The organism is Verrucosispora sp. ts21, assembly GCF_002879555.1.
In the GTDB taxonomy this organism is placed as follows: domain Bacteria; phylum Actinomycetota; class Actinomycetes; order Mycobacteriales; family Micromonosporaceae; genus Micromonospora; species Micromonospora gifhornensis.
In genome coordinates, this window is sequence record NZ_PNOZ01000018.1 from 1 (window position 1) to 15,467 (window position 15,467).

The window sequence follows — 15,467 nt, forward strand, 5'->3', positions numbered from 1 at the left end:
GGGGAAGGGCCGGCCCCTGGTGGGGGCCGGCCCTTTGGGTGTGTGGGTGGTGTCAGCTGGTGGCGCTGTAGCCGCGGGTGGCGATCCAGTCGGCGAGGTTGTCGGTGGTGAGCCAGTACTCGGCGGTGGCGGGGTTGGCGGAGTCGGCGATCTTGACCTGCTTGCCGGCGTCGCGGTAGCCGGTGACGCTGACGTAGTGGCCGCCTTCGAAGCTGTGGGTGGTGCCGGTGGTGTCAGTGGTGGTGCCGGCGATGTTGGCGACCACGGCACGGCCGTCATCGACAGTGCGCTTGACGTCCTCGCGCAGCTTGTCGGTCTGCTTGTCGTCGGCCTTGGTACCGGGGATCTCCACCGAGCGGTAGACGTCCTTACCGGTTTCCTTGTTCAGCACCGGGGTGATGTCGTTGATGGAGTCGGTGCCGTTCTCGGTGGTGCCCATGCGCTTGGCCATGTCGTGCTGGTCGATGTTCTTGCCCTGCACGGACAGGGCGTTGCGGGTGGCGGCGGGGCCGCAGTAGTAGAAGGTGTCCTGGGCTTCGTAGCGCACGTCGAGCTGTCGTTCGGTCTTGTGGTCGCGAGCAGCGGCGACGCCGGGGGTGGTCTGGGCGGCGATGGCGGGGGCGGCGATGCCACCGGCGGTGGCGGCGGCAGCGGCGATGGTCAGAGCGGTCTTACGCAGCATGGTGGTACGCATGATGGTGTTCCGCCTTTCGATCGGGGGTGCGCGCGGCCAGCGATGGGGTCGCGGGTGCCGCGCGAAAGGGGGAGATGGTGCGAAGTGGATCGGGCCGGCTCAGGCACCGGCCGGGGGCCGTTCGCGATGTCCGGGAGATGTGTAACGCCGGGTGGGGGGCGGCCATTCCGGCCCGGTCCCGGGGGCGTCGCCGAGGGGGCGTCGCGGTTACCCCCTGTACAACGCCCGGGCTGGGGGCATCATTCCGCCGCCACGGTGACCCGACGCACGCCCATCCGGGCACGAACCGGTCAGCCGTCACGATCGTCGGACTCACGCCAAGCCAGGGTGGGGTGTCGGGGCGGCGGGGGAAGTCGCGGTGGGGCGTTTTCGGACACCGGGAGCGGGAAAGCCGGGCCGGCAGGTAGCCGACACGATCGGGGGAGGGCCCGTGGTGCAGCAGGGCCGATCCGTGGCAATCCGTCAGCATCCGGCACCGGTGGCCGGGGCGCCGTTGTGGTGTGATGCGCGGGAGTACGGACTACAGGGCGACGGGACGACGAACGACCAGCCCGCGCTGGCGGCGCTGGTGGACCGCCTCGGCGAGGGGTACGCGGCCGACGGGCGGGCCCGGGTCATCTACTGCCCGCCCGGAATCTACTCGATCCGGGACGCGGGCACCGTGTGGCGCAGTGGGGTGTCCCTGATCGGCGCGGGTTCGGGCGCGACCCGGTTCCTGCTGAGCAACGAGGGTAACCGCGCCGAACCGACACCGTTGGCGTACTGGACGACCGTCCAGCACGGTGCGGACCGCGACCGGCACATCGCCGACTGCACCTTCGCCGACTTCGAGATCGACGGCTCCGGCGTGGCCATGACCCAGTACGACTATCTGGCGAAGGGACTGGGGCTTCAGTACGTGGTGCGAGGTGTGTTCCGCAATCTGTACATCCATCACACCGGGGCCACCGGGCTCGGATGCGACTTCCTCCAGGACTGCCTGATCGACGGGGTGGTCGCGGTGGGCTGCGGCCGGCTGGACAACGGCGAGCAGATGGGCGGCGCAGGGATCGGCGTCGGCATCGGCGGTTGGGGTGACGTGGAACGCTGCACCATCTCCAACTGCACCACCCTCGGCAACGGCACCAACGGCATCTTCCTGGAGTTGCAGAAGCCGTACTGGACGCCGCCGCGGGGGTATCGCATCATCGCCTGCCACAGCCAGGCCAACCGGTTCGGCATCTCCGACTGGGGTGCGGACGGGCTGATCGTGTCGGCCTGCACCATGACCGGCAACCTGGAGGCCGGCTTCGACGTGTCCGCCAACGGCACCGCCGGCATCGCCGGACGGGGCGGCATCCTCACCAGTTGCGTCATCGACCGCAACGTCGGCGACGGGATCAGTGTGGGCAACACCCCCGGGCCGTACACCATCGAGGGCAACCGGATCAGCGGCAACGGGCGTCACGGCTATCACCAGCATGACCTCGGCAATGGCTTCGAAGGCCCGGCCATGGACATCGTCATCGACGGCAACCAGTTCTGGGACAACGGCCTGGACGGAATCCGGATCGACCGACCGACGATCGACACGGTGGTGGTGGACAACCGGATCCGTAACAACGGGCGGCAGTGCGCCCTGGCCGCCACGGGCTCGGGCGAGTCGGTGCACTACGCACGCCGTGCCATGACGGACCGCTCCGCGCACTGGCCGGTCGACGGCCACCGGGGCAAGGTGCTGCGAGTCGGCACCCGTTACGCGGTGGTGGTCGCCAACACCGACACCGACCTGTCCCTGGCCGACCTGCGTCCCGATGCCGAGAACGCGTGGAACGAGGACGTGCCGCCGCCCGGCGCCGCCTACGAACTGCCCAGCTCGGTGCCGGTCCGCGCCGGCATCACCATCAACAGCGAACTGCGCTCGGCGACGGTGCGCGGAAACCGGATCTGGGACAACCGGGAGAACCCGACGCAGGGCTACGGCATGTGGATCACACCGCAGGGCAGCTGCGTGTCCTGCCGGGTCGAGGACAACGACCTGGCGGGCAACGCCGAGGGAGCGCTGCGGCTGGAGAACCTCCCCGAGGGCGGTCGCTGGGAACGCAACCACGTCGAGGTGGACTGAGCCTCCGGTCGGGCGGTGGTCAGTCCTGCTCGCCGGCCGGAAAGAAGGAGTTGGCCTCCGCGTGCCGGTTGCGCAGGCGATCCCGGATCTCCTCCGGGGAGTACGCGCGTCGCCGTCGCTCGGCTCGCGCGATGACCACACCGGACGCCGCCACACCGGCCAGACCAGCGAGACCGAGAACCTTCCACCACCGAACTCGTCGCCGCATCCGCCTAGGGTAGACCCTCATGAGTATCAGCCTGGACGAGGCGGTCGAACTGACCCGTACCGGCGATGTGTGGGTGTTCCGGGGACGCAGCGTGCCCGACCGGGCCATCCAGTGGACCACCAACAGCCCGGTCAACCACGTCGGCATGGCGGTCGTGCTTGACGACATGCCGCCGCTGATGTGGCACGCGGAGCTCGGCCGGTCGCTGCCAGACATGTGGACCGGCACCCACCAACGCGGCGTGCAACTGCACGACCTGCGCGACGCGGTCTGTGTCTGGGCCAACCGGTACGGGCAGCGCGCCTGGCTGCGCCAGCTGGAGCCACCGGCCGACCCGGAGATGGAACGGGCGGTGTTGCGGACCATCGCCCGGCTGGACGGCACCCCCTTCCCGTCCACCGCCCAGTTGGCGTGGCGGTGGCTGCGCGGGCGGGTGCCCACGCCGCAGCTGCCCACGCCGCGCCTGCCCAGGCGGGCCGCCCGGCAGCGTCCCGCACCCTCCGGTGAGTCGACCCTGGAGACCGCGTACTGCGCGGAGGTCGTCGCGGTCACCTACGAGGCAATGGGATTGCTGCCCGCCGGCCGGCGTCCGAACTGGTACGACCCGGGTCGTTTCTGGAGCGGCGACGACCTCGGTCTGCAGGCCGGTGCCCGGCTCGGCAGCGAGATCGAGGTACGGATGCCGGCCCGCTGAGGTTTGCTCGGCCGGCTGACCGGCAACTTCCTGCGGTGTGACTGCCTCCACCGATCTCGATGCCCTGACCGACTTCTTCGACCGGTACGGCGTGGCCCTGACCTCCGGCGATCTGCCGGCGATCGCCGGCTGCTACACCCTGCCGGGGCTGGTGGTCGCCGACACCTACAGCTTCTCGTTCACCTCGACCGCGGCGGTGGCACTGTCCTTCGTGGGGGCCGCGCCGGATTACACCGAGCGGGAACTGGTCGCCGCGCATGCCGACATCGAACAGATTCAGCCCATCTCGGCTCTGCTCACCCTGGTGGCGGTCCGCTGGGAGTTCCTGGACAGCCAGGGGCGGCAGGTGCCGGGCGAGCGGTACCGCTATCTGCTGCGGACGACCGATGACGGGCCGGTGATCTGCACCGTCATGCGGACCGGCTGAGGCCGCCGGCAAGGGCATGACCCAGGCCGGTACGCCGAGCGTCTGGTCCCGCCGCCCCGGTGGTTTTGTCCCCGGTTTCCACGTGGCTAGGCTGTCGCATCGGTGACCGTGAGGGGGCCTGGATGGCAGTGCGTCCGGTGGGCGACGACAGCGGCGAACCGAGCGGCCGGCGGATCGTACCCAACGTGATCGCCTCGGCCCCGTGGGTGGCGACCCTGGTCGGTGTCGCGGTGCTTGCCCTGCTGCTGGTGGTGGCGATGCTGTCGTTCCGCGAGCCGGAGCAGCCGACGGCCTGGTCTCCCGGCCCGCCGCTGGCCCTGCCGGAGCCGGAGTCCACACCCACCACCACGCCTTCCCGTGGCTCCGGTCCGACCGCTACGCCGACGACAGCACCGACCCGCTCGGCACCCACCCGCAGCGCCACGTCGAGCCCATCCGTTCCGTCGTCGCCGAACGCCTCGTCGGCACGGGCGGCCGACGAGCCGTCCGCATCGGCCACCCCGACTGTGAAACCGTCGACGTTCCTCGACCTCGGCGGGGTGGAAGCCACGTACCGGGTGATGAGCAGCGACCCGGGTTCCTTCCAGGCGGAGCTGGTGATCAGCAATGACACCGCCGGGGCGGTGGGTTGGGTGGTGGACCTGCGCTTCACCAGCGAGGTCACCGGCGTCCGCGCTTCCAGCGGCCCGGGCGTCTCGGTGGGCATCAAGGGCGTCGGCTGGTACGTGCTCAGTGGTACCGGTCAGCTTGCCGCCGAGGCACAGCAGACGGTACGGCTACGGGTCAGCCGTACCGGGGGTGGTGAATACCCGGCACAATGCACTGTCAACGGCTCGGTGTGCGCGCTGTCCTGACCGTCCTGTCGGGTCGCTGAGAAGGCGGTCGGGTACTTTCCGAGATCACTAATGATCGTTACCCTTGCCGGGCTGCCCGCTGAGGAGAGACATGTCCGGTATGCGTCGCGCTCCGCGTCCGATGCCGCCCCGTGGTGCCGCCGCCGTGGCGTCCTCCCCCTGGATCCTGGTGTCGATCGGGCTGGGCGCGATGGTGGTTCTGCTCGTCATCGCGGTGGGCGCGTACCGGGGGCCCGGTCCGGACTTCGACCCGGCCCCGCCGTTGGGTGCCGTGCCGGTGCCGGAGCGCGCGACATCGGCCGGACGGGGGGCGTCGGCGCTGCCGTCGCAGGTGGTGCCCGGGCTCACCCCGCGCCGCACCAACCCACCCCGGCCAACCGGTACGACGCTGGACTCACCCAGGCCGTCGGCCTCGGCCGTACGGTCGTCGCAGCCGTCGCGTCCGGCGACGCCGACCGGTAGCGCGCCGACCGGTAGCGCGCCGACCAGTAGCGCGCCGACCCGCGCTCCCGCCGCACCGTCCCCGTTCGAGGCGCGCTACCGGGTGACCGACTCCTTCTCCGGCGGCTTCATCGCCGAGGTGTGGATCCGCAACACCTCTCGCCGTGACCGCGAATGGGTGGCCCGGATCGAGTACCCGGGTGGACGGGTGGTCACGGCCTGGTTGGAGGGGGTGCCACAGGGGACGTTCCGGGGTGCCGGCGGCACGCTCACCTATCGCAGTGGCCCGGATCTACCGGCGGGATCGGCCGTCGCCCTGCGCTTTCACATCGAGTTCGCCTCGCCGCGCCCGGCGAGTTGCACGGTCTCCGGGCGGGCCTGCACCGGCCTCTGAGGACGCATCGGCTCCGCACCCGCTTTCAAGCTTGCGCAAACTGTCGGCAATGTTGCCGGCTGATTTGCAAGGTATTGCAGAATGTTTCGGCAAGGGCTAGCGTGCGGGCCAATCAGCGACCAGAGGAAGGCCGTCGATGAAACCCCCGCCGAAACCGCGCAGCGCCCTGCTCGCCCCCGTCTTCCTGCTCATCCTCACCCTGCTCGGCGCGCCGGTGGTGGTGCACCAGAGCCCCGCCGTGGCCGCGAGCAGCACCGGCCCGCAGAGCCCCACCGGGGCCGCGACCTGGCAGTCCCCGCCCAGCGCCAAGGCTCTGCTCGACGCCGGCAGCAGTCGGGCCCGTGCCGAGCAGTTCTACTTCGTACTGCCCGACCGGTTCGCCAACGGCGACCCGCGCAACGACCGGGGCGGCCTGAGCGGCGACCGGCTGCGCACCGGCTACGATCCCACCGACAAGGGGTTCTACCAGGGCGGCGACCTCAAAGGGCTGATCGACCGACTGGACTACATCCAGGGGCTCGGCACGACCGCGATCTGGCTCGCGCCGGTGTTCAAGAACCGGCCCGTGCAGGGCAAGGGCGACGACGTCTCGGCCGGCTACCACGGCTACTGGATCACCGACTTCACCCAGGTCGACCCGCACTTCGGCAGCGCCGCCGACCTGAAGAAGCTGGTCGCCTCGGCGCACAAGCGCGGCATCAAGGTCTACCTCGACGTGATCGTCAACCACACCGCCGACGTGATCACCTACGCCGAGGACAGGTACAGCTACATCGACAAGACCACCGCGCCGTACCGCGACGCGCAGGGCCGGCCCTTCGAGGACCGCAACTACGCCGACGGCAGCCGTACCTTCCCGCAGGTCGACAACCGGTCCTTCCCGTACACCCCGACCTTCGCGAGCCCGGCGGACGCGAAGGTCAAGGTGCCGGGCTGGCTGAACGACCCGACCATGTACCACAACCGGGGTGACTCGACGTTCGTCGGGGAGAACAGCGAGTACGGCGACTTCTTCGGCCTGGACGACCTGTGGACCGAGCGTCCCGAGGTGGTCCGGGGCATGACGAAGATCTACGCCGACTGGGTGCGGGACACCGGTGTGGACGGGTTCCGCCTGGACACCGTCAAGCACGTCAACATGGACTTCTGGCCGCAGTTCAGCCAGGGCATCGAGCAGGCCGCCGCCCGCGCCGGCAAGAAGGACTTCTTCATGTTCGGCGAGGTCTACAGCGCCGACCAGGAGATCACCTCCAGCTACGTACGCGAAGGCGCTCTGCCCGCCACCCTGGACTTCGCCTTCCAGGAGGCGGCCCGCGGCTACACCGCCAACGACGGCTCCGCCAAGGCGCTGGCCGACGTGTACGCCCGCGACGACCTGTACGCCGCCCGGGACACCCACGCCGGTCGACTGCCGACCTTCCTGGGCAACCACGACATGGGTCGGATCGGCTCCTTCATCGCCACCGGCCCCACCGATCCGGCCACCCACCTGCGCCGCGACCAGTTGGCCCACGAGCTGATGTTCCTCACCCGGGGGCAGCCGGTGGTCTACTCCGGTGACGAGCAGGGCTTCACCGGCGCGGGCGGCGACAAGGACGCCCGACAGCCGATGTTCGCCTCGCAGACCGCCGACTACCTCGACGACGACCTGCTCGGCACCGACCGCACCCACGCCCAGGACCAGTTCGACCGCAGCCACCCGCTGTACCGCACCATCGCCGGGCTGGGCAAGCTGCGCCAGGCACATCCGGCGCTGCGCGACGGGGTGCAGGTGACCCGGCACGCGGACGACGGGCCGGGCGTCTTCGCCTTCTCCCGGTTCGACCCCGACAACCGCACCGAGTACGTGGTGGCGGTCAACAACGCGGCGACCGCGCAGACTGTCACCGTGGACACCTGGTCGGCCGGCGCCACCTTCGCCGGCATCTACGGCACCACCGGCCGGCCCACCGCTGCCGGCGACGGCAAGCTGACCATGACCGTGCCGCCGCTGTCCGCCGTGGTGCACCGGGCCGGCAAGCCCGTCGCGCTGCCCACCGCCAAGCCGGGCCTCACCATCACCGCCCCCGACGCGCCGGCCACCCGGGCCGAGATCACCGCGGAGGTCACCGGGGATCCGCTGGCCACCGTCACGATGGCCGCCCGGGTCGCCGACGGCCGGTGGACGCTGCTCGGCACCGCCCACCGGGCGCCGTACACCGTGCACCACGACCTGACCGGGCTGGCCGCCGGCACGAAGGTCGAGTACCTCGCGGCGGTCCGCGACGGCCGGGGCCGCACCGCCACCACCCGCGCGGCCACCACCGTCGGCACCCCGGAACAGACCGGCTCGTCCCGTGACTGGTTGGTGGTGCACTACCAGCGGCCCGACGGCGACTACACCGACTGGGGCCTCTACACCTGGGGCGACATCGACCCCGAGTACGCCACGGACTGGCCGGAGGGGCAGCCGTTCGCCGGCACCGACGCGTACGGGCGGTTCGCCTGGGTGAAGCTCAAGCCGGGCGCGAAATCGGTCGGTTTCCTGGTGGTCGACGCCGACGGCACCAAGGACGTCGAAAACGACCGGACCGTGGACGTGACCCAGTCCGGCGAGGTCTGGGTCAAGCAGGGCGACCCGGCGACGTACCCGAGCCGGGAGGAGGCGGCCGGTGAGCCGGCGCCGCCGGTCGAGGACGGCACCGCGGTGATCCACTACCGGCGACCCGACGGCAACTACGACGGGTGGGGCCTGCACCTGTGGGACGGCGCCGCCAACCCCACCGACTGGGCGCGGCCGATGCCGCCGACCCGGATCGACTCGTACGGCGCGGAGTTCCGGGTGCCGTTGTCCGAGGGCGCGACCGGGCTGAGCTACATCATCCACCGGGGCGACGAGAAGGATCTGCCGCAGGACCAGCGGCTCGACTTCGCCGACGCCGGACGCGAGGTGTGGCTGCTGGCCGCCACGCCGGGCCGGCTGCTGCCCACCACTGCCACCGGCACCGGTACGGACACCGACATCGGTAAGCAGAAGGCACACTGGATCGACAGGGCCACCGTGGCCTGGCGCACCGGCGCAGGCGATGGGAAGGCGTACGCCCTGGTGACCGCGCCGGCCGGCGGGGTGCGGGTGGTCGACGGCGAGTTGGTCGGGGCGTACACCTCGCTGCCGTTGACCTCGCAGCGCAACGGGCTCACCGAGGCCCAGCGGGCGGCCTTCCCGCACCTGTGGGACCGCCGGACCTTCAGCCTGGACCGGAAGGATCTGTCGAAGGTGCCGGCCGCGCTGCGCGGGCAGGTGCTGGTCACCGAACGGGCCGCCGACGGCACCCTGCTCGGTGCCACCGGCGTGCAGATCCCGGGCGTCCTCGATGACGTGTACGCCCCGGCGACGGCCGCCCGACTGGGCGCCACCTTCACCGGTGGCGTACCGACGCTGGCGGTGTGGGCTCCGACGGCCCGCAACGTGTCGCTGGAGCTGTTCGACTCGCCCACCGCCACACCGCGCCTGGTCGAGATGCGCCGTGACGACCGCACCGGAGTCTGGTCGGTACGCGGGGCCCGGGACTGGACCGGCCGGTACTACCGGTACCGGGTGCAGGCCTGGCAACCGGCGACGCAGCAGGTGGTGACCGCCTCGGTGACCGACCCGTACTCGGTGGCGCTGGCGGCGGACTCCACGCACAGCCAGATCGTCGACCTGGCCGACCCGAAGCTGACCCCGGCCGGCTGGGCGAAGCTGCGCAAACCGGCCGCCCCACCGGCCGCCAAGGTGCAGATCTCCGAACTGTCGGTACGCGACTTCTCCATCGCCGACAGCACCGTTCCGGCCGACCGGCGGGGCACCTACCTGGCCTTCACCGACCCGACCACCGCCGGGATGACGCATCTGCGGGCGATCAGCGACGCGGGCGTCAACCACCTGCACCTGCTGCCCGCCTTCGACTTCGCCACCATCCCGGAGCGGCGCGCCGACCAGCGGCAGCCCGACTGCGACCTGGCCACCCTGCCGTCGGACTCGGAGCGCCAGCAGGAGTGCATCGCCGCGGTCCGCGACACCGACGGCTACAACTGGGGGTACGACCCGCTGCACTACACCGTCCCGGAGGGCGGGTACGCCGTCGACCCGAACGGTGCCCGCCGCACCACCGAGTTCCGGCAGATGGTCGCCGGGATCAACGGTGCCGGTCTGCGGGTGGTGCTCGACGTGGTCTACAACCACACCTCGGCCGCCGGCTCCGATCCCAAGTCGGTGCTCGACCAGATCGTGCCCGGCTACTACCACCGGCTGCTCGACGACGGGACGGTGGCCACCTCCACCTGCTGCGCCAACACCGCCCCCGAACACGCGATGATGGGCAAGCTGGTGGTCGACTCGATGGTCACCTGGGCCACGGCGTACAAGGTCGACGGGTTCCGGTTCGACCTGATGGGTCACCACCCGAAGGCGAACATCCTGGCCGTACGCGCCGCGCTGGACAAGCTGACAGTGGCCCGCGACGGGGTGGACGGTAAGAAGATCCTGCTCTACGGCGAGGGCTGGAACTTCGGCGAGGTCGCCGACGACGCCCGGTTCGTGCAGGCCACCCAGGCCAACATGGCCGGCACCGGCGTCGGCACCTTCAACGACCGGCTGCGCGACGCGGTGCGCGGCGGTGGGCCCTTCGACGACAACCCGCGTCAGCAGGGCTTCGCCTCCGGGCTGTTCAGCGACCCCAACGGTGACCCGGTCAACGGCACCACCGCCGAGCAGCGGGCCCGGCTGCTGCACCAGCATGACCTGATCAAGGTCGGGTTGGTCGGCAACCTGCGCGGCTACCGGTTCACCGACTCGGCGGGCCGGACGGTCACCGGCGACCAGGTCGACTACAACGGCTCACCCGCCGGCTACAACGACGCCCCGGGCGAGGCGATCACCTACGTCGACGCGCACGACAACGAGATCCTGTACGACGCGTTGGCGTACAAGCTGCCGCAGGCCACCTCGGCCACCGACCGGGCCCGGATGCAGGTGCTCGCGTTGAGCACTGTGGTGCTGGGCCAGGGGGCCGGGTTCGTCACCACCGGCACCGAGCGGCTGCGGTCGAAGTCGCTCGATCGAAACTCGTACAATTCGGGTGATTGGTTCAACCAGATCCGTTGGGACTGCGCCCAGGGCAACGGGTTCGGCGCCGGTCTGCCGCCCGCCGAGGACAACCGGGACAAGTGGCCGTACGCGAAGCCGCTGCTGGCCGACCCGAAGCTGGTGCCGGACTGCGGTGCGATCGAGTTGACCGACGCCCGCTATGCCGAGCTGCTGCGGATCCGTAACTCCTCCCCGGTGTTCGGGCTGTCCACGGCCCAGGAGGTGCAGCGGCGGGTCAGCTTCCCGCGCTCCGGTACGGGCGAGACGCCGGGGGTGCTCACCATGACCCTGGACGCGCGGGGTCTCGGCGGGCAGTGGAAGTCGGTGACAGTGGTCTTCAACAGCACGCCTCAGACGGCGACCCAACGGGTCACCGGGCTGCGGGGCGCGGACGTGGCGCTGCACCCGGTGCTGCGTTCCTCGGCCGACCCGGTGCTGCGGACCGCCGGCTTCGCCGCGTCGACCGGCACGTTCACCGTGCCGGCGCGCAGCGTGGCCGTCTTCGTCCAGCGCTGACCCCGCTCCTACGACGCGAACCGGTCGTGAACAGGGACCGGCCCCCTCCCGCTTGCGCGAGAGGGGGCCGGTCACCTGTGTGGCCGTGTTGGCCACGGTGGAGACGATCAGCCGAAGCAGCGGGGGACCGGAGTGAAGGTGCCCTCGCAGTTGGTCGGCTTGTTGGCCGTGATGGCCGACTTGTCGTCGACGTTCACCTCGCCGAGGAAGTTGAACACGCCGCCCGGACGGAAGGTCGCGAAGTTGTGCGCGACCTTCGTCTTGTCCAGGTCGGTCCTGGCGAAGATGTTGAAGATGCCGCCGCCGACGCCCAGCGGGCCAACGGCCCGGTTGCCGCTGATCTCGCTGTTGCGGAAGGTCGACTCGCTGAAGACGGTGAACACGCCGCCGCCGAAGAAGCCGGCCTTGTTGGACACGACCTTGCTCTCCTCGACGGCGGCGATCGCGCCCAGCGCCAGGGCGATGCCGCCACCCACGCCAGCGGTGCTGTTGTTGGCGACCTCGACGTGCCGCAACTCGATGCTGCCCTCACCCGCGGCGGTCACACCGCCACCGGCAAGTACCGCCGTGTTGTCGGTGATCTTCGAGTACTTGATGGTGCTGTTGCCCTCGATGTCGAGGTAGCCACCACCGAAGCCGAGCACCTCGTTGCTGGTGATCTCGGTCTTCTCGATGTGCGTCGTACCACCGTCGATGTCCCGACGGAAGATGAACGCCGCGCCGTTGGAGATGCCTCCACCGCCGATGATGGCGTCGTTGTTGACGACCCGCGACTCGCGGACCTGCAGGACGCCGGCGTTGAAGATACCGCCACCGTAGAAGAAGGCGGTGTTGTCGGCGACCGTGGTGTGGTAGAGGCTGGCCTTACCGAAGTTGGCCAGACCGCCACCGACGCCACCGGCCTGGTTCGCCACGATGTGGGTCTCCTCGAACTGCGCCGTGCCACCGGGCTGGACCAGGACGCCGGCGCCGTCGTTCGGCTCCGGCTGAGCCAGCACCGACACCTCACCCTTGGACTGCGCGGCCTTGAGCGCGGCGCCCTTGGGCTTGGCCTGGAGCAGCGGCAGGTAGTCCTTGCCGGCCTGGGCGGCCTTGGTCGCCTCGACCGAGTTGGAGAACCGCGACCACACCGCTTCCGGGGTGTCGCCGTTCGCCTCGAGTGCCAGGGTCTGGCCACCCTTGATGGTCAGGCCCTTCACGGTCAGGTGCCCGCCCCGGCCGACGTTGAGGATCCGGAAGTAGTCGGCGGTGGCGTCCCGAACGATCTTGGTGTCGTGCCCCTTGAGCACGACGTTCTCCTCGATCACCGGCAGGCCGTTGCCGTACTCGTCGGACCGGGTCAGCTTGTAGGTGCACCCCTTGGCCAGGTTCAGCACTCCGCCGTGGTTCTCGTTGGCGAAGATGATCGACTGGATCAGCTTGTCGGAGTCGCAGGGCACCTCCTTGCCGCGATCCTTGTCGTGACCGCGGTCTTCCTTCTTGCCCTTGTGCCCCTCACGGCCCTCGGCGCCGTCCTTGCCGTCCTTGTGCCCCTCGCGCCCTTCGGCGCCCTGGTCCCCGTCCTTGCTGACCTGCTGGGCGGTGGACCAGCGCAGACCCTCGGAGCTGACCGCGCCGGCGCCGGTGGCAACACCGACGGCGGCCATGCTGACCACGCCGGTGAGCCCGGCGACGCCGCTGACGAGCCAGAGCTTGCGGCGCCGCTTGGGCGCCGCCCCCGACTCGGCGGCGTTGTTCTTAGCTAGAAAGTTGGACATCGGAGCTCTCTGCCCTCTCGTCGTACCAGACAGGGTCGTCGCATCACTGACGCGCGTCCCCTGCTACAAATCGGTTGTAGCTCCCACAAGCACCGTATGAGAAGGTTCTTCGCCTCGGGCGCATATCCGAAACAACCCCACATTCGGTGTGGGGTGGGCGGAGCGCCGCGAGCGGCGCAACCGGGCGCGTGGCACCCGAGCAGGCCGGAGATGGCCACAAGAACGCCTTACCGGACGTCCGCGCCCTCGCTCTGGGTCGGGCCGGCGCCGGGCGTACGCCGCCAACGTGCGGGCACGATCGGGGCTCCTCCGCAGCGCGGAGGAGCCCCTGGTTATGTGGTCGTGCTCTGGGATGTCATGTCCAGGTTTCGACGTGCTCAGCCGAAGCAGCGATCCGGTATGACCGGGCTGCCCACGCAGTTGGTCGGTCGGTTGCCGGTGACGGCCGAGTCCCGGCTGATCGTCACGTCGTCGTTGTTGGTGTAGATGCCGCCGGGTGGCCGGTTGGAGAAGTTGTACGCCACCTTCGACCGCTCCAGCCGCACCTGACCGTCGACGTTGTAGAGGCCGCCGGCCACGGAGTTCAGCGCCACCGCGCGGTTGGCGACGATCTCGCTGTCGCGCAGCACGACCGTGGCACCGAAGACGGACAGCCCGCCGCCGTACTGCTCGGCGACGTTCTCCTTGATGGTGCTCTGCTCGATCACCGCGGTGCTGTCGGCGGCGACCGCCAGGCCGCCGGAGCTGTCGTCGGCGGCGTTGCGGGCCACCAGGACCTTCTCCAGCGCCAGTTGGCTCTCGGAGTAGGCGGCCAGGCCCCCGCCGTCGTTGCCGGCGTGGTTGTCGACGACCTCGCTCTGCGAGAGCGTGCTGGTGCCCCCGTAGTCGAGCAGGCCGCCGCCCCAGCTCAGCGCGCGGTTGCGGTTGATTGTGGACTTCCAGACCCAGACCGTGCCGCCCGACAACGCGTCAGTCATGGCAGGAGCGCCGTTGCCGATGCCGCCACCGTTGTTGGCGCCGTTCGCGGTGATCTTGGAGTTCTCCACCCGGAGCACCCCGACGTTGAACACTCCACCGCCGGTGCCGGCCGAGTTGCTCGCCTCGACCAGGCTGTCCGCGAGCCGGGTGGTTCCGTAGTTCGCGATCGCGCCACCGTTGCCACCGGCGTTGTGCAGGATGAACCGGCTGTGCTCGAGGTCGGCCTGCCCGCCACGGTCGACGAGCAGTCCGGCGCCGTCACCGGGGCCCGGCTGCACCAGCGGTGCCACCTCTGCCACGGTCTTGGCCGCCTTCGGCTTGGCCGCCTTCGGCTTGGCGGCCTTCGCCTCCGGCTTCGCGGGCTTGGCCGCCGCGGCCTTCGTGGGCTTGGCCGCCGTGGTTTCCGGCTTCGCGGCCTTCGGCTTGGCGGCCTTCGGGTTGGCGGCCTTCGGCTGGGCCTTCGTGGTCGCCTGCCCGGTCGGCGAGAGCGCTGGGGCTGGCGGCATGGCCGGCAGCGTGGCCGGTGGACCGCCGACCAGGTCGGGTACGGTCTGTCCACCCTTGATCGTCACGTTCTTGAGGGTGAGGTGACCGTCGCGAGCCACCGCGAGGATCCGGAAGGGATCCGCGTTGGCCGCCCGGGCGATCGTGGTGTCGTGGCCGCGCAACGCGATCGCCTGCCGGATCACCGGTAGGCCGTTGCCGCCGTCGGAGCGGGTCAGCTCGTAGGTGCAGTTGCGGGCCAGGTCGAGTGCGCCGCCGTGATTGGCGTTGGCGTACGTGATGGCCTGGATGAGCTTGTCGGTGTCGCAGGGCACCTGCCGGGCCGACTCCTTGCCGCCCCGCTCGTCGCGCGCCCCGCTCCATTCGCCGCCACGATCACCGGCGTCCTCGCCACCCTTGTCGGCCGGAGCGCCCCCGTCCTGCCGAGGCGCGGCCGCCGGTTGGGTGTCCGAGGTGCGTTCCTGACCGCCGGACTTCTGGTCCCGGGAGGCGACCCCACCCAGTGCGGCCAGGCCGACCACCCCGGTCAGGCCGGCCACACCGGCGGCCACCCAGAGTTTGCGTCGTCGTCGTCGTTCCGGTGGGACCGGAGGCGGCCCACCGTAGGAAGTGGTTACGTCATTGGACATCAGAGCCTTCCGCCCTTTCCTGCTATCAGGGTGACCCCCCTGCCCAAATGGGCGCGAGACACCACAAATAGGGTTCTAGCCTCTGAGACCCACCGTATGAGAAGGTTCCTCATGAGGAGGACGTATCCGAAAAAGCCCCGCATAAGGCATCGGATCGGAC

General features: G+C 70.3%; 10 protein-coding genes. 6 read left to right on the plus strand and 4 right to left on the minus strand.

From position 1 onward, the window contains the following. Positions 1–52: 52 nt before the first annotated feature. On the minus strand, positions 53–694 hold the full coding sequence (locus C1A38_RS10180; protein ID WP_102657595.1) for a C39 family peptidase: 642 nt from the start codon (positions 692–694) through the stop codon (positions 53–55). Positions 695–1,124: 430 nt separating this feature from the next. Between C1A38_RS10180 and C1A38_RS10185 the strand changes: the two genes are divergently transcribed. Further along, on the plus strand, positions 1,125–2,798 hold the full coding sequence (locus C1A38_RS10185; RefSeq protein ID WP_102657596.1) for a right-handed parallel beta-helix repeat-containing protein: 1,674 nt from the start codon (positions 1,125–1,127) through the stop codon (positions 2,796–2,798). Between the two features lie 19 nt (positions 2,799–2,817). On the opposite strand, the gene C1A38_RS10190 is transcribed toward C1A38_RS10185, so the two are convergent. Beyond that, positions 2,818–3,006 carry a hypothetical protein gene (locus C1A38_RS10190; protein ID WP_199180164.1) on the minus strand — a complete coding sequence of 63 codons (189 nt, stop codon included), beginning with the start codon at positions 3,004–3,006 and terminating at the stop codon, positions 2,818–2,820. 19 nt (positions 3,007–3,025) lie between these two features. On the opposite strand from C1A38_RS10190, the gene C1A38_RS10195 reads away from it, so the two are divergent. The 5 genes from C1A38_RS10195 to pulA all read left to right on the plus strand — a co-directional run bounded on the left by C1A38_RS10195 (position 3,026) and on the right by pulA (position 11,439). Continuing rightward, positions 3,026–3,700 carry a hypothetical protein gene (locus C1A38_RS10195; protein ID WP_102657598.1) on the plus strand — a complete coding sequence of 225 codons (675 nt, stop codon included), beginning with the start codon at positions 3,026–3,028 and terminating at the stop codon, positions 3,698–3,700. A gap of 37 nt (positions 3,701–3,737) precedes the next feature. Continuing rightward, positions 3,738–4,127, plus strand: a complete 390-nt coding sequence (locus C1A38_RS10200; protein ID WP_102657599.1) for a DUF6841 family protein — start codon at positions 3,738–3,740, stop codon at positions 4,125–4,127. Between the two features lie 122 nt (positions 4,128–4,249). Beyond that, a complete protein-coding gene (locus C1A38_RS10205; protein WP_146017509.1) occupies positions 4,250–4,981 on the plus strand; it encodes a cellulose binding domain-containing protein in 732 nt (243 codons plus the stop codon). A gap of 91 nt (positions 4,982–5,072) precedes the next feature. Further along, complete coding sequence (locus tag C1A38_RS10210) at positions 5,073–5,816, plus strand: cellulose binding domain-containing protein (protein ID WP_233196754.1); 744 nt, start codon at positions 5,073–5,075, stop codon at positions 5,814–5,816. Between the two features lie 136 nt (positions 5,817–5,952). Further along, the gene (gene pulA / locus C1A38_RS10215) at positions 5,953–11,439 is read left to right on the plus strand and encodes a pullulanase-type alpha-1,6-glucosidase (RefSeq protein ID WP_102657601.1); all 5,487 of its coding nucleotides are present in this window, start codon (positions 5,953–5,955) and stop codon (positions 11,437–11,439) included. A 107-nt stretch (positions 11,440–11,546) separates the two neighbouring features. On the opposite strand, the gene C1A38_RS10220 is transcribed toward pulA, so the two are convergent. After that, entirely contained in the window at positions 11,547–13,196 is a 1,650-nt protein-coding gene (locus tag C1A38_RS10220; protein ID WP_102657602.1) for a right-handed parallel beta-helix repeat-containing protein, read from the minus strand. 377 nt (positions 13,197–13,573) lie between these two features. Next, positions 13,574–15,307 (minus strand): hypothetical protein, encoded by a 1,734-nt coding sequence (locus C1A38_RS10225; protein ID WP_102657603.1) that lies wholly within the window; start codon positions 15,305–15,307, stop codon positions 13,574–13,576. Positions 15,308–15,467 lie beyond the last annotated feature (160 nt).